This is a genomic window from Salisediminibacterium beveridgei (assembly GCF_001721685.1).
Taxonomy (GTDB): domain Bacteria; phylum Bacillota; class Bacilli; order Bacillales; family Salisediminibacteriaceae; genus Salisediminibacterium; species Salisediminibacterium beveridgei.
On sequence record NZ_CP012502.1, the window covers coordinates 692232 to 709655 of the forward strand.

General features: G+C 46.4%; 15 protein-coding genes and 1 riboswitch. Of the genes, 14 read left to right on the plus strand and 1 reads right to left on the minus strand.

The window, feature by feature from the left end:
* The first annotated feature begins 46 nt into the window (after positions 1-46).
* The 9 genes from BBEV_RS03020 to BBEV_RS03060 all read left to right on the plus strand — a co-directional run bounded on the left by BBEV_RS03020 (position 47) and on the right by BBEV_RS03060 (position 10805).
* Positions 47-1228, plus strand: coding sequence for an acetyl-CoA C-acetyltransferase (locus BBEV_RS03020; protein WP_069366574.1), 1182 nt, complete (start codon positions 47-49; stop codon positions 1226-1228).
* Between the two features lie 26 nt (positions 1229-1254).
* Positions 1255-3033, plus strand: a complete 1779-nt coding sequence (locus tag BBEV_RS03025; RefSeq protein WP_069364127.1) for an acyl-CoA dehydrogenase FadE — start codon at positions 1255-1257, stop codon at positions 3031-3033.
* A 205-nt stretch (positions 3034-3238) separates the two neighbouring features.
* Complete coding sequence (locus BBEV_RS03030; RefSeq protein ID WP_084007194.1) at positions 3239-3595, plus strand: arsenate reductase family protein; 357 nt, start codon at positions 3239-3241, stop codon at positions 3593-3595.
* 78 nt (positions 3596-3673) lie between these two features.
* Positions 3674-4057 (plus strand): glycine cleavage system protein GcvH, encoded by a 384-nt coding sequence (gene gcvH, locus BBEV_RS03035; RefSeq protein WP_069364128.1) that lies wholly within the window; start codon positions 3674-3676, stop codon positions 4055-4057.
* A 205-nt stretch (positions 4058-4262) separates the two neighbouring features.
* Positions 4263-5522 carry an MFS transporter gene (locus BBEV_RS03040; RefSeq protein WP_069364129.1) on the plus strand — a complete coding sequence of 420 codons (1260 nt, stop codon included), beginning with the start codon at positions 4263-4265 and terminating at the stop codon, positions 5520-5522.
* Positions 5523-5631: 109 nt separating this feature from the next.
* Positions 5632-5741, plus strand: a riboswitch (SAM riboswitch).
* Positions 5742-5942: 201 nt separating this feature from the next.
* On the plus strand, positions 5943-6968 hold the full coding sequence (locus tag BBEV_RS03045; protein ID WP_069364130.1) for a methionine ABC transporter ATP-binding protein: 1026 nt from the start codon (positions 5943-5945) through the stop codon (positions 6966-6968).
* Positions 6961-7644, plus strand: coding sequence for a methionine ABC transporter permease (locus BBEV_RS03050; protein ID WP_069364131.1), 684 nt, complete (start codon positions 6961-6963; stop codon positions 7642-7644). The genes BBEV_RS03045 and BBEV_RS03050 overlap by 8 nt, the downstream gene beginning before the upstream one ends.
* A gap of 22 nt (positions 7645-7666) precedes the next feature.
* A complete protein-coding gene (locus BBEV_RS03055; RefSeq protein WP_069364132.1) occupies positions 7667-8476 on the plus strand; it encodes a MetQ/NlpA family ABC transporter substrate-binding protein in 810 nt (269 codons plus the stop codon).
* A 682-nt stretch (positions 8477-9158) separates the two neighbouring features.
* Entirely contained in the window at positions 9159-10805 is a 1647-nt protein-coding gene (locus BBEV_RS03060) for a sensor domain-containing diguanylate cyclase (RefSeq protein WP_069364133.1), read from the plus strand.
* Positions 10806-10842: 37 nt separating this feature from the next.
* Here BBEV_RS03060 and BBEV_RS03065 read toward each other — a convergent pair whose 3' ends face one another.
* On the minus strand, positions 10843-11595 hold the full coding sequence (locus BBEV_RS03065) for a hypothetical protein (protein WP_069364134.1): 753 nt from the start codon (positions 11593-11595) through the stop codon (positions 10843-10845).
* A gap of 379 nt (positions 11596-11974) precedes the next feature.
* Here BBEV_RS03065 and sufC point away from each other — a divergent pair, with 379 nt between their 5' ends.
* The 5 genes from sufC (at position 11975) to sufB (ending at position 17313) form a co-directional block, all read left to right on the plus strand.
* Positions 11975-12757, plus strand: a complete 783-nt coding sequence (gene sufC / locus BBEV_RS03070) for a Fe-S cluster assembly ATPase SufC (protein WP_069364135.1) — start codon at positions 11975-11977, stop codon at positions 12755-12757.
* Between the two features lie 27 nt (positions 12758-12784).
* Positions 12785-14092: a Fe-S cluster assembly protein SufD gene (gene sufD / locus BBEV_RS03075; protein ID WP_069364136.1), complete on the plus strand. Its 1308-nt coding sequence runs from the start codon at positions 12785-12787 to the stop codon at positions 14090-14092.
* Positions 14093-15316, plus strand: a complete 1224-nt coding sequence (locus BBEV_RS03080) for a cysteine desulfurase (RefSeq protein ID WP_069364137.1) — start codon at positions 14093-14095, stop codon at positions 15314-15316.
* Positions 15303-15770, plus strand: a complete 468-nt coding sequence (gene sufU / locus BBEV_RS03085; RefSeq protein ID WP_069364138.1) for a Fe-S cluster assembly sulfur transfer protein SufU — start codon at positions 15303-15305, stop codon at positions 15768-15770. Before BBEV_RS03080 ends, sufU begins: the two co-directional genes overlap by 14 nt.
* 145 nt (positions 15771-15915) lie before the next feature.
* On the plus strand, positions 15916-17313 hold the full coding sequence (gene sufB / locus BBEV_RS03090) for a Fe-S cluster assembly protein SufB (protein WP_069364139.1): 1398 nt from the start codon (positions 15916-15918) through the stop codon (positions 17311-17313).
* Positions 17314-17424: the final 111 nt, after the last annotated feature.

Below are 17424 nucleotides of genomic sequence, written 5' to 3' on the forward strand. Positions count from 1 at the left end.
GAAGAAGGAAGGAGCGATCCTCCTTCTTCAAAAGGAGGGGAATTTCTTGAAAGAAGCTGTAATCGTTTCAGGTGCCAGGACACCTGTAGGAAAAGCAAAAAAAGGAACACTTGCTCACGTCAGACCAGACGACCTTGGAGCTTTGACCATTAAAGAAACGCTCAAACGGGCGAATGATTTCGATCCATCCCGCATTGATGATGTGATTATCGGTTGTGCCATGCCGGAAGCGGAACAAGGCATGAACATGGCGAGAAATATCTCAGCAATTGCAGGGTTGCCTGAACAGGTTCCGGCAATCACGATCAACCGCTATTGTTCATCCGGCTTACAGAGCATTGCCTATGCCGCTGAACGGATCATGCTGGGAAAAGCCTCAGCGATCATCGCCGGGGGCGCCGAATCCATGACAATGATCCCGATGGGTGGACATGTGATCGCACCGAATCCGACGCTGGTGGAAAATGCACCGGAATATTACATGGGCATGGGCAACACGGCCGAAGAAGTGGCAACACGGTACGGTGTAACCCGTGAAGATCAGGACGCCTTTGCGGTAGAGAGCCATAAAAGAGCCAGCAGAGCGGTTAAAGAAGGCAAGTTCAAAGATGAGATCGTACCCGTTCCGGTGACGCATCGATCTGTCGACGCGAACCATAAGCTGGTGGAAAAAGAAGTGATGTTTGATACGGATGAAGGCTTCCGTGAAGATACAAGCGTAGAGGCTTTAGCAAAATTGAAGCCGGCGTTTAATCAGGCAGGCGGCACCGTAACCGCTGGTAATGCATCACAGATGAGTGATGGGGCGGCATCTGTTCTGGTGATGGACCGGGAAGAGGCTGAAAAAGAAGGGCTGACCCCAATGGCGAAATTTCTCTCTTATGAAGTAGCGGGCGTTGCGCCCGATGTCATGGGAATCGGGCCGGTTGAAGCCATCCCGAAGGCGGTGAAGGCCGCCGGATTGTCCATGGATGATATCGGACTTTACGAGCTCAACGAAGCTTTTGCTTCCCAGTCTCTTCAGGTCATACGCGAACTGAAGCTGGATCCGGAAAAAGTCAATGTCAACGGTGGGGCGATTGCGATGGGCCATCCCCTTGGCTGTACAGGAACAAAGCTGACCCTCACGCTCCTTCATGAAATGAAGCGGCGCGGAGAAAAATACGGCGTGGTCACCATGTGTATCGGCGGCGGTATGGGCGCAGCAGGCGTATTTGAATTACTGTAACACCAACAAAAAGGAGGAATGGCAACATGGCAACGGATAAATTGGTTAAAGGCAGCATGTTTTTACTGGAGGAAACAGCACATGAAGATGTGTTTACTCCTGAGGATTTCTCAGACGAGCACAAGATGATGGCGAAGATGACGCAGGACTTTGTTGTTGAAAAGGTAAAACCGGAGCTGGAATTCATTGAGCAGCATGAATTCGACCGTTCAGTTCGATTGATGAAAGAGGCCGGTGAGTTGGGTCTTCTCGGTGTTGATATTCCGGAAGAATACGGTGGACTCGAACTTGATAAAATCAGTTCCACCATCATTACGGAAAAATTCGGTCTGGCCGGGTCTTTCTCGTTGACACACGGCGCACACGTGGGGATCGGATCCCTTCCAATCGTTTATTTCGGTACAGAAGAACAGAAGAAACAGTATTTGCCGGATCTTGCTACCGGTGAGCGGCTTGCCGCTTATGCATTGACGGAGCCGACGTCAGGCTCAGATGCCCTTTCAGCGAAAGCGACAGCAAAGCTGAACGAAGAGGGGACGCACTATATCCTCAATGGTGAAAAGCAGTGGATCACCAACGCCGGATTTGCCGATGTGTTTGTTGTTTATGCGAAAATCGATGGAGAACACTTCTCCACGTTCATCGTGGAAAAAGACCATGAAGGCGTGTCTGTCGGACCTGAAGAAAAGAAAATGGGTATAAAAGGATCTTCCACACGGACACTGATCCTTGAAGACGCAAAAGTACCGAAAGAAAATCTGCTCGGCGAAGCAGGCAAGGGTCACGTGATTGCCTTTAATATCTTAAACCTGGGCCGCTTCAAGCTGGGTGTTGGTTGTGTCGGTGGTGCAAAACGCGCGATTGAACTCTCAGCTGCCTATGCCAATGAGCGAAAACAGTTTAAGATGCCGATCTCGAAGTTTACGCTGATTCAGAAAAAACTTGCGGAGATGGCTGCGAAAACCTATGCGTTGGAGAGTACGATTTACCGTACTGCCGGGCTGATTGATAAAGGGTTTGATCAGCTGGATGAAGAGCAAAAGAAAGACGGCAAGCAGGTGGGTAAAGCCATCGCAGAATACGCAGTGGAATGTTCCCTGAATAAATTCTACGGCTCCGAAGCACTGGATGAAATCGTTGACGAAGGCGTTCAGATTCACGGCGGTTATGGATTCATGATGGAGTATGAAATCGAAAATATGTACCGCAATTCCCGCATCAACCGCATCTTTGAAGGAACAAACGAAGTCAACCGCATGCTTGTACCAGGTACTCTTCTGAAGATGGCGATGAAAGGTGAATTGCCGCTTTTGGAGAAAGCAACCGGACTTCAGGAAGAACTGATGATGATGATGCCGGAAGAAGTAGGCGACGAGCCGTTGGAGCAAGAGCGTTATTTGCTTCAAAACGCCAAGAAGATCTTCCTTATGATTGCCGGTACTGCCGCACAAAAATATGGTGAGAAGCTTCAAAAAGAGCAGGAACTCCTTGCCAACGTGGCAGATATCGTCAGTGAAATCTACAACATCGAATCCATGATTCTCCGAACAGAGAAAGCGATGGCAAAAGATGGCGCTGATAAAACTAAGCAAAAGCTTCTGATGACAGAAGTCTATTCACAGGAAGCGTTTAACAAGATTGAAGCATTTGCCAAAGAATCACTGGTGGCCATGGAAGATGGCGACAGCCTGAGAACCATGCTGTCCATCCTGAAGAAACTGACGCGTCATACACCGATCAATCTCATTGCGAAGAAACGTGAAGTGGCTGTGAAGGTGATTGAGGAAGAGCGTTACGTACTGTAAGTCCAAATTGATGTTATCAAATTTGGGGCACTTCCCCTGCTCCAAAAAAAATAGTCTTTCTTTCCTTAAGGAAAGGCATACTTCTCTCTCACTGAGGGGCTCTGGCCATGTTGCCAGAGCCCCTCAGGTCATTATGCAACATACTGGCATTGTGATCCGATTTTAGATACGATGAATGTATAACCGATATTGAGGAGGAATCACGATGTCAATGACACTGTATCACTATCCCCAGTGAGGGAAGTGCAGACAAGCCAAGGCTTGGCTTGACGAAAAAGGAGTGGCCTATGAAGCCGTTCATATTGTAAATGAACCGCCTTCTGAAAAGACGTTGAAAGACTTGCATGAAAAAAGCAATCTGCCCCTGAAAAAGTTTTTTAATACGAGCGGTAAAAAATATCGTGAACTTGGATTGAAAGATAAACTGGCCGGTGCAACCGATGATGATCTGATCTCCTGGCTTGCATCTGACGGCATGCTGATTAAGCGGCCGCTTTTGACAGACGGCAAACAGGTAACGGTTGGATTTAAAGAGGACATGTACGAAGAAGCTTGGGGATGATGGGGATTCTTTTTCCCGTTCCCCGGGATTTTATAGTAAAATAAAGAGGAACGATTACATACAAGTGGAGGGGATCCTATGAGCTTACCGAAAAATTTAAAGTATTCTGCCGAACATGAATGGGTAAAGGAGGAAGATGGCAAACTGCGTATTGGCATAACCGAACATGCCCAGTCAGAGCTTGGAGATATTGTCTTTGTTGAACTGCCTGAGGTCGGGGACGACATTGAAGCAGAAGAACCATTTGGCAGCGTAGAGTCAGTGAAGACGGTATCTGAACTGTACGCACCGGTCACCGGAAAAGTGGTTGAGGTCAATGAAGAACTCGAAGATTCACCTGAATTCGTGAATGAATCGCCATATGAGAAAGCCTGGATGATTGTTGTAGAACCGACAGATGACGGCGAACTGAGTCAACTGATGGATGCAGACGAATACCAGAAAATGCTCGACGAAGCCTGATTGTGAAAGAACAGGTTGATTCAAAACCGGGTGCTCTACCCCAGAGCACCCGGTTTTGTGTCTGTGGTGGGAATGCAGCTGATGAACGACGGCAGTCGGAAAAAGAACTTGTTGAATAACCGGATTATCTCCTGTAATCCCTTTTCTTTTCAGCGGAACTCCGCTATATTTAGAGAAGCGAAATAAATGTTCAGGAGAGAATGTTATGTTCACACGTTTTACAAATGATTGGAAGCATCAGTTTAAACAGTATAATCGTAATGTGAGATTGTTTTTACTGAGTTCCGTCCTGGTCCATATCGGGATGGGTATTTTTATGATCATCTACAATTATTACATAAGAGAATTGGGTTATGACGACCAGATGAACGGATCGGTCATCGCGATGCAATCCGCCGCTACGGCGCTTTTATTACTGCCTGCAGGGATTTTATCTGACCGGACCGGGCGAAAAAAAATCATCCTGATCGGGGTGCTTTTTGCAGCTGTCAGTCTGTTTCTAAGGGCAAATGGTTCAGGAGAGTGGCTGTTATTATCCGGTGCATTCATGACCGGCGTATTTATGGCAATGATTCAGGTTTCAGCGATCCCGTTACTTGCTGAGAATTCCACTGAGCGGCAAAGGGTTCATTTGTTCAGCTTTAACTTTGCGGTCATCATGATGGCTAATGTCATCGGAAATACAATGGGTGGTGCGTTCAGCGACTTGTTTGAAATGCTGTTCGGGTTATCATCACTCTGGAGTATCCGTGTCACCTTACTGATAGGCGCCATGTTTTTTCTGAGCGCATTAATCCCTGTCATGAAAATTCATGAGGCGGAAAAAGTGGAGTCAAAACAGGTTCAGGACCGTTCGTTCAAGCGGCTATTCAGGACGCACCGGGAAGGCTTGAAAATCATCTTACTGTTTGCCGGTGCGCAAATCATCATCGGCTTCGGTTCGGGGCTTGTCATTCCCTATCTGAATCTCTATTTCGTTGACCGCTTTGAAACGAGCCATACGATGGTTGGACTCATCTTGTCTTCCGGTCAGGCAATGACAGCCGTCGCTTTGATGATTGGTCCGCTTGTGGTCAGGCGGATCGGTGAAATCAAAGCGGTCGTTTTCTTTCAACTTGCCTCCATTCCCTTTCTTCTCCTTACAGCGTATACGGAAATTCTGTGGCTGGCCGTATTCGGTTTTCTGTTCCGTCAGGCACTCATGAATGCGGGGAATCCGATACAGATGTCCCTGATGATGCGCAGTGTGGACGACAAGATTAAGGGGCTTGCAAATTCCGTTGGTCAGGCGGTTTTTCAACTCGGCTGGGCGGTCATGGGCCCTGTTTCGACAACGATCGTCGTCGTTTACGGCTCCTATACCGGCTACGCCATTGTCTTTTCCATCACAGCAGTCTTGTACATTGTGGGGACGATTTACTTCTTTGTGGTATTCAGACACCGGATCAAACCGATGTCTGAATAATCAGATATTATTTTACTGAAAAAACTTTTTGTAACCAGGTCAATTCTCTTTGACACCTCATTTCGAACATGCTAAGATTCTTATCAAGACTTAAAACTGTATGATCAACTTCTTATCCAGAGCGGCGGAGGGACTGGCCCTATGAAGCCCGGCAACCACCATGCAAGTGGAAGGTGCCAAATCCATCAGCGTATGCACGTATGCGCTGAAAGATAAGAGGAAGGTATGTTTTTTTGCGCATACACCTTTCTGCTTATCTGTAAGATAGCTGAAGGGTGTTTTTCTATTTCAGAAACATTTGCTATTGCGGTAAATGCCAGAGTCAGGCTGGTTGGTTTGACAGCTGAGAAGAGGCATTCATTAACCTGACTAAACAGATAGATTTAAGCGGTATAAGGGGTAAGGAAAGGGTGAACAATGATGATTGAATTGCGTCAGCTGACGAAACATTTCCAAACGGCAAATGGCACAATTAAAGCCGTTGATGATATCAACCTGACGATCGAAAAAGGACAAATTTACGGCATTATCGGCTACAGCGGAGCGGGAAAAAGTACGTTGATCAGGCTCTTGAATCAGCTGGAAACACCGACGTCAGGCGAAGTGGTCATTGACGGGAAAGTGATTAACCAGCTTGGCAAACAGGACCTAAGAGAAGCACGACAGGAAATGGGTATGATTTTTCAGCACTTCAATATCCTCTGGTCCCGAACGGTTGCCGATAATATCGCTTTCCCATTAGAGATCAATGGTACACCGAAGGAAGAACAGAGCAGGCGGGTTAAGGAATTAGTTGAGCTGGTCGGCTTGAGTGGTCGGGAGGACGCCTATCCGTCCCAGTTGAGCGGCGGTCAAAAACAGCGCGTCGGTATAGCCCGGTCACTTGCCAACAATCCGAAGGTGCTTTTATGTGATGAGGCAACGTCAGCACTGGATCCGAAAACGACGGATTCCATTCTCGACTTACTGGTGGATATCAATCAAAAACTTGGCCTGACGATTGTGCTGATCACACACGAAATGCATGTGATCCGAAAAATCTGTCACCGTGTGGCAGTGATGGAAGAGGGGCGTTTTGTCGAGGAAGGTCCGGTGCTCGATGTTTTCCGCAGGCCCAAAGAAGCGATGACCAAGGAATTTGTTAAACAAATCCTCGAACCGGAAGATACAGAAGAAGCGGTGGAACATTTGTTTTCAGAAACGAATCTGAAGAAGGTTTATCAGCTGACCTTCACCGGAAATGATGCGAAGAAGCCATTGATCACGTCGGTTGTCAGAGAGTTTGATGTCGCCGTCAACATCCTTCAGGGAAAATTGACACAGACGCAAAATGGCACATACGGTACGTTGTTTATACATCTCGATGCAACGGATGAAGTGACGGAGGACGTACTATCCTTTATAAAAGCCCGTGATGTGCTCGTGGAGGTGGTTGAACATGACTGATCTGATTCTGGGAGGTTTGTTATTTCCGAATGTCAATTGGGATCGCATGCTCGAAGCAACCTATGAAACGATGTACATGTCGATCGTCGCACTCGCATTTACATTCGTATTCGGTGTATTCCTTGGCCTGTTGCTGTTTCTCACGGCCAGGGAGCAGCTATGGCAGAACAAGGTGATTCATGCGATCACTGCAGCCTACGTGAACATTTTCAGATCCATCCCTTTCATTATACTTCTGGTGCTGTTGATTCCGTTCACACGGTTGATACTCGGAACGTTTCTCGGGCCATCGGCTGCGCTTCCCGCACTGATCATCGGTGCTGCGCCATTTTATGCGCGGCTTGTGGAAATCGCCTTACGAGAGATTGATAAAGGGGTGATTGAAGCTTCGAAATCGATGGGGGCCACGCACCGGCAGATCATCTTCAAAGTGCTGCTGCCGGAATCGATGCCTGCACTTGTATCGGGAATTACGGTGACGGCGATTGCTTTAGTCAGTTATACGGCAATGGCAGGCGTTATCGGCGCTGGAGGACTTGGGAATCTGGCCTACCTGGAAGGATTCCAACGCGGTAATCCGGATGTCACCTTACTGGCGACTATCATTGTGCTTGTTATTGTATTCGCCCTTCAATTTCTTGGCGATATAATTACAAATAAATTAGACAAACGATAAGAGGAGAAAGGGGTTAGTAAACATGAAAAAAGCAATACAAGGTACGATCGTTGGAGGATTATCACTGGGAATGCTTGCTGCTTGCGGCGGCGATGAGGAAACGCTCGTGATCGGGGCATCGAATGTGCCACACGCAGAAATTCTCGAGTTTGCAGAACCTCTTTTGGAAGAGGAAGGAATCAGCATTGATATCCAAACCTATCAGGACTATGTGATTCCAAATGAAGCATTGGATGAAGAGGAACTCGATGCGAATTATTTTCAGCATGTGCCATATCTGGAGTCGCAGATTGAAGACCACGGCTATGACTTTGTCAACGCAGGTGGCATCCACATCGAACCGATCGGTGTCTATTCACAGGATTATACAAGCCTCGATGACTTGCCGGAAGGGGCGACCTTCATCATTTCCAACTCTGTAGCCGACCACGGGCGGGTCCTGATGATGCTCGAGGGCGAAGGACTGATTACATTGGCAGAGGGTGCCGGAATCAATGCAACGATCGATGACATTGAAGACAATCCGAACGATTTTGAGTTCAATGCGGATGTTGATGCAGGACTCCTTGCTTCTGCATACGAAAACAACGAGGGTGATGCGGTATTGATCAACTCCAACTATGCGTTGGATGCTGGACTGAATCCGTTGGAAGATAGTATTGCTCTTGAAGATGCCAGTGAGGACAACCCCTATGTCAACGTGATTGCAGTGAATGCCGGAGACGAGGATGATGAGCGCATTCAAACGCTGGTGGATATTCTTCGCTCTGAAGAAGTTCAGGAATTTATCATTGATGAATATGACAACGCCGTTGTTCCTGTAACCGAATAATTGTTGATGAAGTGATCCGGATCTGGCTTAAATGTCGAACCGGATCACTTTTTTGACAGATTGAAACGAGCATGCGTCCGTATTTGGGCGGAATCGGTTGAATGATTTGCAGAAACTATTGTCAGACAATTCAATGGGGTGTGAGAAGCGCTGACAGGTGAAGGTAACCTCTCGTGCCTGTTGGGAGATCTGCTCACACATGCTACAATTACTTCTGTAAGAAATCCTCACAGCAAGCGGGGATAAAATCTTGAAAGGAAAGTGATTCATTATCCAGTCAATTGAAACGAAACACACAGGTTGTATGGAACAAGCCATGCACCAGAGCCATGGAATTGGGTACGCAGAGTACAACCAGAAACTTGAGGAACGCATTCGTGTGGAACAAGAACGCGACAAAGAGTACGTGAAGAGTAACAATATGGTTGACGAACTACAGCGCCAAGTTCATGGTGGGTAATGATAACTGACCGTATCTGAACGGAAATGAAGAAAGGACCGGCAACTGACCTGTTGCCGGTCCTTTTGTGTCCGAATCGAGTTATTCGCCACTCAGAAAACAATGGCAAAACAGGTATAATATCTAAATTGTTAGAAAAAAGTCTAAATGATGAAGGAATCGTTGAATTTCTGTGGTATGCTGATGAGACTAAAAGACTACATTGGATGGTGAGAAGTGAAGATGCCTACTATCATACGGGGAAGCGGTTATATTTTGGTGATTTTTACAGTGATGGTCATCCTTCTTGTCAATCTGTTCAGTGAAAATTCCTTGGAACTTGATCTGTCACATGCAACGCCACTCGATGAAGGCTGGTATGTGGAAAGAGCGGATGGACTGGATGCTGTGACGGATATACCGGGACAAGTGGAAATCAGTTCTGGAGAACCAATGAGCCTCAGAAAAACTCTTCCTCGAGCATTCGATCAACATCAATCCATCCTGTTTCGGTCGTCCCTGCAATACGTCGATGTGTATCTTGACGGAGAGTTGATTCATCAATCTTTGGATTCAACCTGGCGCGGATTGCACTTACCTTTAGCAAGTCACTGGCTGATTGTTGAGATACCGGAAGGCTCTGCCGGTGCAGATCTCCATGTTGACTTTACGTCTCCTTTTTCAGCGATGAGTGGACAGGTGAATGCGGTACATTACGGATCACCCGGGGATATACATGTCCACCTGCTCTCGGAATTCGGGTATGATTTTTTATATTCGCTGGTGGTGATTGGTGTGGGACTGATCATGCTGCTGTCGTATCTGATTTTCAAGACGATCAAACCGTTTGAAATGCTTTATCTCGGCCTTTTCATTACCGGTATGGGCATTTGGTTTTTGGCAGAATCACGAATGATTCAATATGTGACAGGTGATCAGTTTATCATTGGGAGTTTGGCGTATCTTTCCATTGCACTGGTGCCTATTCCTATCTTAATTTATTTAAGGGATGTGATCTTTACTGGAAAAAGCCGACTCATCTCATTTTTCGTTTATGTTGTATTCGTGTGGTTTGTCCTCATTGGATTCCTCCAGCTTTCAGGGATCGCAGGCTTCTTTCAGACAGCGCCGTATACTCTGATGGGTTCATTGATAATTTGTACAGTGATGATCGGCTTGATGATTCACGAATACTATTTATACAAAAATGCAGATGCGGCAAAGTTCCTTTTTGCATTATCGATTTTAATCGCTTTTGCTTTTCTTGAAGGTTTTATTTTTTTCTTCAGCAGTCCGGTGTTTATCTCAAATGTTATGAAAATCGGATTCTTTCTATTTATCTTTATTTTGGGGATGAATACGGTTCAAAGCTTTATGAAACGATTGAAAAAGCTTCAGGAGTCGGAAATATTTGAGGAACTTGCCTTTACAGATCAACTGACGGGTGGTTATAACCGGATGGCCTTTGAAAGGGATGTCGATGACCTCTTTGCAGAAGCAGACGATCCAAGCAAATACCGGTTGGTCTACATTGATATTAATGAAATGAAGTCCATTAATGATGTATTTGGACACAGGAGTGGGGATGAAGCCATTAAGACGGTCTACGGCATCATGGTCTCTGTATTCGAAGAATTGGGGCGATGTTACCGGATTGGAGGCGATGAATTTGCCTGCATCGTTGAAGTTCCGGATGAAGAAGACTATAAAAAACTTCAACAGGAGATCATCTCGGCAGTGACTGAAGAAGACAAAGCCGTTTCTTATCAACTGAGTATCGCCCTGGGGAGCGCTGTTTATAACCCGGAAACTTCAGGAGCGATTGCTGATTGGATGCACAGAGCAGATAAAGCGATGTACAGTCACAAAATCAAGTCGAAATTGGGATGACCTTCAGTTCAACACGGCGAAACCGCTCGTTCGATTGTCAGCGATGATGATCGAACGAGCGGTTATGTTTTGAGGATGGAATGCTGAAGTGGTGTAACAGATGGTGATTTACGCTGGAACGAAAAGTCTGGTCCTCGATAGTATTGCTGATGAAATCGTTCAGCGGCAATTCAGTGCAGTAATCATGTTTAACCAGCGTCAGCAGTTCTGTTTGCGTCATGGCAGGGAACTGCCGTTTAGCAGCCTCCACTTCAGCCAAAGCAACGATGCCCTTGTTTAAGGCCAGCGGCCCTCTTTGTGACAGGTAGGTATGCAATCCCGTTACAGCGAATCCTTCATATTCGAGTTGTACATCGTTCTCATCAAATGCGAGATAATCATACATGTAACCGACGCCTTCAGAGCGGTGCATAATGGCCAGCTGTTCCTGATCTAAATAGGTGACATAGGCGTTGGCAATCACACCAGGTGACGGAGTGATCGTCGCAGGGATTGATCCGTAGGGTGCGACGACCGGGCTGTAAACGACATCATAGTTTAACAAGTATCCTTTGAGAACAGGTATGAAGCCTCCTGCGGACGCCAGGTGCTCGTGAAATTTCCGTTTCAGTTGAATGGGTGCAGAATTCGAACCGTAGGCAAGGACCGGGGTGCGGTGTTTGATTAATTCGGTTGGATCATGGTTCTCGTGGATTGGCTCGGGGCCTTTCGCTGTGAAGATATACGAGGCGGAAGGGGATTCGAATGGATAACTTTTAGCGAACAGCAGTTGTTTTTCATCGACAGACATCATCAATCACTCCAGACATGGATCTGCTAATTAAGATTCGTTCTCAATTAGCTGTTCGATTTATTCAATGAATGAGAATGGGATTTTATTTTTCCGTGGAGAGACTGATGAAAAACACGTAAAATTGAGGTGCCTAAAACACAAAATCCCTTCTCGCGGCACTTTAGGTACTGGCCAAACAGATTGAAAATAAAGGTTTTCACTATTTTAGTAGTGAAAACCAGAAAGAATTTTAAAAAAATCATCGCTTTTCCTTGAAGTACAAAAGAGGATGATATAAGATTGTAATGAGAATAGAGTGAGAATGAGCAAAAAGCTCACTTCTCATATTGTATCATGTTTTTGATTGAACTCTCAAAATAAATGGAGGTAGTTATTCATGACCAAGCCAAGCTTAAGTGTAAAGGATCTTCATGTAAATATTGAAGACAAAGAAATTCTGAAAGGTCTTAACATCGATGTAAAAGGTGGAGAAATCCATGCCATCATGGGACCAAACGGTACAGGTAAATCAACGCTGGCGTCTTCGTTAATGGGTCACCCGAATTATAACGTGACAAAAGGCGAAGCATCGATCGATGGGAAAGACCTGTTCGATATGGAAGTAGATGAACGTGCACAGGCAGGACTCTATCTGGCGATGCAGTATCCGAGTGAGATTTCCGGTGTGACAAACGCTGACTTTATCCGCTCCGCGATGAACTCAAGACGCGAAGAGGGCGATGAAATCTCTCTCATGAAATTCATCCGTAAAATGGATACAGAAATGGGCAAACTCGAAATTGATCAGTCTTTCCAACACCGTTACCTGAACGAAGGGTTCTCCGGTGGTGAGAAAAAGCGTAACGAAATTCTTCAGCTGCTCATGCTCGAGCCGCGTATCGCCATTCTTGATGAAATTGATTCCGGACTGGACATCGATGCCCTGCAGGTCGTTGCGAAAGGTGTTAACAGCCTCAGAAGCGAAAACTTCGGTTGTCTCATCATCACGCACTATCAGCGGTTGCTCGACTTTGTTGAACCGGACTTTGTTCACGTGATGATGCAGGGCAAGATCGTCAAATCAGGCGGACCGGAATTGGCGAAGAAACTCGAAGAAAAAGGTTACGAGTGGATTAAAGAAGAACTCGGAATCGAAGATGAGCGAGTAGGCCAGGAATAATCCAACGGACAATGAGGAGGAATATTGATGACAGCGGAAGTATCTTTACCAATTACTAAAGAAGACTTAACACGCTTCTCAACTGACCGTCAGGAGCCGAAATGGTTTACGGATCTTCGTCTGAGTGCATTTGAGAAAGCGATGGAACTTGAATTACCAAAACCGGATAAGACCAATATAACAAAGTGGAACTTCACCAGTTTCTCAACCGATTCGGGTGTAGATGCTGAAAATGCATACGGATCACTTTCCGAAGCGGAGCAGACACTCTCAGGTGAAGAGGCTTCAATCGGTAATCTGGCAGTGCAAAAAAACGGGGTTACCCGCTATCTTTCCCTGACAGATGATTTGAAAGCCAAAGGTGTTATTTTCACCGACATTCAAACCGCATTGAAAGAGCACAGTGATCTTGTAGAGAAATACTTTATGCAAGACGCTGTCAACGTCAACGAGAACCGGATGACCGCTCTTCACGCAGCAGCAATCAACGGTGGTGTCTTCATTTATATTCCTGAAGGTGTTGAAGTCACTGAACCGCTTCAGTCCATTTTCACACACGCCGGAGAATACGGTCTTTTCAATCACGTATTGGTTGTTGCGGAAGCAAACAGCAAAATGACGTATGTGGAGAATTACCTGTCAGAAGGCTCCAAAGAGAATGCTTTTGTGAATATCATCGCAGAAGTCTATGTGGCAGATGGTGCAGAAATCCGTTTCGGTGCCGTGGATAACCTCAGCGAAAACGTAACGACATATGTGAATCGCCGAGGCCAAGTCAGTGGACGGGACGCTGAACTATACTGGGCACTGGGTCAAATGAATGACGGCAATACGGTTTCAGAGAATACCACTTACCTCGTGGGTCAAGGTGCTAGAGGCGACGCGAAAACCGTTGTCATTGGACGTGGCTCGCAAGTACAGAACTTCACGACCAACCTGGTTCATTTCGGAAAGAATACCGATGGTCACATTCTGAAACACGGTGTCATGAAAGATTCGGCAACCTCCATCTTTAATGGTGTATCCAAGATTGAACACGGCGCGACGAAAGCGAACAGTGAGCAGACTGAGCGTGTTCTGATGCTCAGCCGGAAGGCTCGCGGTGACGCGAATCCGATCTTGTTGATTGATGAAGATGATGTGACCGCCGGGCACGCAGCTTCCGTCGGTAAAATTGACCCGGTTCAGATGTTTTATCTGATGAGCCGAGGTTTGAAAAAAATCGAGGCTGAGCGCCTGATTATTCACGGGTTCTTGAATCCGGTTGTCAGTGCGTTGCCGATCGACAGCGTAAAGGAGCAACTGTTTGACGTGATCGAAAGGAAAGTGTACTAAATGAATGTCTTCGACGTTCGTAAACAATTTCCCATTCTGAATCAGGAGGTAAACGGCCATCCGCTTGTTTACCTCGACAGCGCAGCCACTTCTCAGAAACCACTGAGTGTGATTGAAGCGCTGGATGATTATTATAAGCGCTATAATTCCAATGTGCACCGGGGTGTTCATACACTCGGTTCACTAGCTACAGACGGGTACGAAGGTGCCCGGGAGAAAGTCCAGAAATTCATCAATGCAAAACGTGTTGAAGAAATCATTTTCACCCGCGGAACAACCACGGCGATTAATACTGTTGCGAGAAGCTATGGCGATGCCAATGTCTCAGAAGGGGATGAGATCGTCATCACTCCGATGGAGCATCACAGTAATATCATCCCCTGGCAACAGCTCGCCAAGCGGACAGGTGCGACGTTGAAGTATATGCCCCTTCAGCCTGATGGAACCATCAGCCTTGAAGATGCAGAAGCAACGATTACTGATCGTACGAAAATCGTTGCTGTCATGCAGGTTTCTAATGTACTCGGCACAATTAACCCGATTAAAGAAATTGGAGCGATTGCGCATCGGCATGATGCGGTCATCCTTGTGGACGGCGCGCAATCGGCTCCGCACATGAAAGTGGACGTTCAGGATTTAAACGCGGATTTCTTCGCCTTTTCGGCTCATAAATTGTGTGGACCGACTGGCGTAGGCGCCTTATACGGCAAACGAAAACTCCTTCGTAAAATGGAGCCGGTGGAATTCGGCGGTGAAATGATCGATTTTGTTGATCTGCAAGATTCAACCTGGAAAGATCTTCCTTGGAAATTCGAAGGTGGGACTCCGATTATTGCAGGTGCCATCGGATTTGGTGCAGCGATAGATTTTGTCAATGAGATTGGTCTGGATGAAATCGAAGCGCATGAAAAGAAGCTTGTCTCCTATGCAAAAGAACGACTGGATGCCATGAACGACGTGACCGTATATGGACCTGAGGAGCGTGCAGGGGTATTAACATTCAACTGCGATGATGTCCATCCTCACGACGTTGCGACGGTGCTCGATTCGGAAGGTGTGGCAGTCCGTGCCGGTCATCACTGTGCACAGCCTCTGATGAAATGGCTTGATGTAACAGCGACTGCAAGAGCGAGCTTTTATCTGTATAATACAGAGGAAGAAGTCGACGCGTTTGCAGAAGCGTTAATAAAAGCAAAGGAGTATTTCGGAGATGTCTTTAGATAATAAGCTCGACACACTTTATCGTCAAGTTATCATGGATCATTATAAAAATCCCCGTAACCGTGGGGAAATTGAAGGCGATGCCTTGAAAGTCAACATGAATAACCCGACCTGCGGTGATCGCATCCAGTTGCAGATGCAGGTCAAGGATGAACACGTTACCGAGGCGAAATTTATCGGTGAAGGTTGTTCCATCAGTCTTTCATCCGCGTCGATGATGACGCAGGCAGTCAAAGGATTGCATGTGGATCAGGCACTTCAGCTGTCGAAACTTTTTTCCAGTATGATGCTTGGAGAAGAATACGATGAAGATGCTTTTGATCTCGGCGATATCGAAGCGTTACAAGGGGTATCCAAATTCCCTGCCCGAATTAAGTGCGCCACACTCGCCTGGAAAGCGATGGAGCAGGGACTGGATGGACCGGAACAAGACGACGATGATGACGATGATGAGTAAATGACTTTGTTTTCACTATCTATATAGTGTAAAATAGGTGTTAACCGGGTATCCGGTGTAGTAAGGCCATGCAGTCACTGTCGTGTTTATTCACGTTCGATAACGGGGCGAATGAATCGCCCGATACTACAAGGAGGGATTCACAATGGCAAAGAAAATGCCTGAGATCAGTGAATATCAATACGGTTTTCATGATAAAGACGTATCGATTTTTCGCTCAAAGAAAGGCTTGACCAAAGAGATCGTTGAAGAGATCTCCCGAATGAAAGACGAACCGCAATGGATGCTGGATTTCCGTCTTAAGTCATTGGAAACTTTCTATAAGAAACCGATGCCTCAGTGGGGCGGTAACCTGAATGAACTTGATTTTGATGAAATATTCTATTACGTGAAGCCTTCAGAAAAATCTGAACGTTCATGGGATGAAGTTCCTGAAGAAATCAAGAACACATTTGATAAACTGGGTATTCCGGAAGCGGAACAGAAGTACCTTGCCGGTGTATCTGCCCAGTACGAATCAGAGGTCGTTTATCACAACATGCAAGAAGACCTCGAGGATCTGGGTGTTATCTTTAAGGATACGGATACGGCAGTCAAAGAAAATGAAGACATTTTCCGTAAATATTTCGGTACGGTCATTCCACCGTCAGATAATAAATTCGCAGCGCTGAACTCAGCTGTCTGGAGTGGTGGCTCATTCATTTATGTACCAAAAGGTGTGAAGACGGATACGCCGCTTCAGGCTTATTTCAGAATTAACTCTGAGAATATGGGTCAGTTCGAGCGTACGCTCATCATTGCGGACGAAGACAGTTCAGTTCACTACGTTGAAGGTTGTACCGCTCCTGTCTACACGACAAATTCCCTGCACAGTGCTGTCGTGGAGATTGTTGTTGAGAAGAATGCTTACTGCCGCTATACAACGATTCAAAACTGGGCACCAAACGTCTTCAACCTTGTTACAAAGCGTGCTGTAGCAAATGAGAATGCCGTTATGGAGTGGGTTGATGGCAACATCGGTTCCAAGTTGACCATGAAGTATCCGGCTGTTGTCATGAAAGGCCGCGGAGCTCGTGGTAACGTGCTTTCCATCGCGATTGCCGGAAAAGGCCAGCATCAGGATGCCGGTGCAAAAATGCACCACCTGGCTCCAAATTGCTCATCATCCATCGTGTCCAAATCCATTTCCAAGCAAGGTGGTAAGGTCACCTACCGCGGTATTGTCAACTTCGGTCGTAAATCTGAAGGCTCCATGTCCAATATCGAATGTGACACGTTGATTATGGATAATGAGTCCACATCAGATACGATTCCGTACAATGAAATCCTGAACAATGATATTACCCTTCAGCACGAAGCCACGGTTTCGAAAGTGTCTGAAGAGCAGCTCTTCTATCTGATGAGCCGGGGTATCTCTGAACAGGAAGCAACAGAAATGATCGTCATGGGCTTCATTGAGCCGTTCACAAAAGAACTGCCAATGGAATACGCCGTAGAGATGAACCGCTTGATCTCCTTCGAAATGGAAGGCAGCATCGGTTAATCAAAAAAACCATTCGTCCCCGCATGCCCATTGGTATGGCGGGGATTTTCTTTTGCATCATGCTACAATAAGAGTGAAATGTGACGGTGAGACAGGGTGAGGTGAAGGTAT

What these genes read in the sequence shown, in the direction of transcription:
- BBEV_RS03025 (WP_069364127.1), top strand. Translation starts at nt 1,255, where the DNA reads ATGGCAACGGATAAATTGGTTAAAGGCAGCATGTTTTTACTGGAGGAA.
- gcvH (WP_069364128.1), top strand. Translation starts at nt 3,674, where the DNA reads ATGAGCTTACCGAAAAATTTAAAGTATTCTGCCGAACATGAATGGGTA.
- BBEV_RS03040 (WP_069364129.1), top strand. Translation starts at nt 4,263, where the DNA reads ATGTTCACACGTTTTACAAATGATTGGAAGCATCAGTTTAAACAGTAT.
- BBEV_RS03045 (WP_069364130.1), top strand. Translation starts at nt 5,943, where the DNA reads ATGATTGAATTGCGTCAGCTGACGAAACATTTCCAAACGGCAAATGGC.
- BBEV_RS03050 (WP_069364131.1), top strand. Translation starts at nt 6,961, where the DNA reads ATGACTGATCTGATTCTGGGAGGTTTGTTATTTCCGAATGTCAATTGG.
- BBEV_RS03055 (WP_069364132.1), top strand. Translation starts at nt 7,667, where the DNA reads ATGAAAAAAGCAATACAAGGTACGATCGTTGGAGGATTATCACTGGGA.
- BBEV_RS03060 (WP_069364133.1), top strand. Translation starts at nt 9,159, where the DNA reads ATGCCTACTATCATACGGGGAAGCGGTTATATTTTGGTGATTTTTACA.
- BBEV_RS03065 (WP_069364134.1), bottom strand. Translation starts at nt 11,595, where the DNA reads ATGTCTGTCGATGAAAAACAACTGCTGTTCGCTAAAAGTTATCCATTC.
- sufC (WP_069364135.1), top strand. Translation starts at nt 11,975, where the DNA reads ATGACCAAGCCAAGCTTAAGTGTAAAGGATCTTCATGTAAATATTGAA.
- sufD (WP_069364136.1), top strand. Translation starts at nt 12,785, where the DNA reads ATGACAGCGGAAGTATCTTTACCAATTACTAAAGAAGACTTAACACGC.
- BBEV_RS03080 (WP_069364137.1), top strand. Translation starts at nt 14,093, where the DNA reads ATGAATGTCTTCGACGTTCGTAAACAATTTCCCATTCTGAATCAGGAG.
- sufU (WP_069364138.1), top strand. Translation starts at nt 15,303, where the DNA reads ATGTCTTTAGATAATAAGCTCGACACACTTTATCGTCAAGTTATCATG.
- sufB (WP_069364139.1), top strand. Translation starts at nt 15,916, where the DNA reads ATGGCAAAGAAAATGCCTGAGATCAGTGAATATCAATACGGTTTTCAT.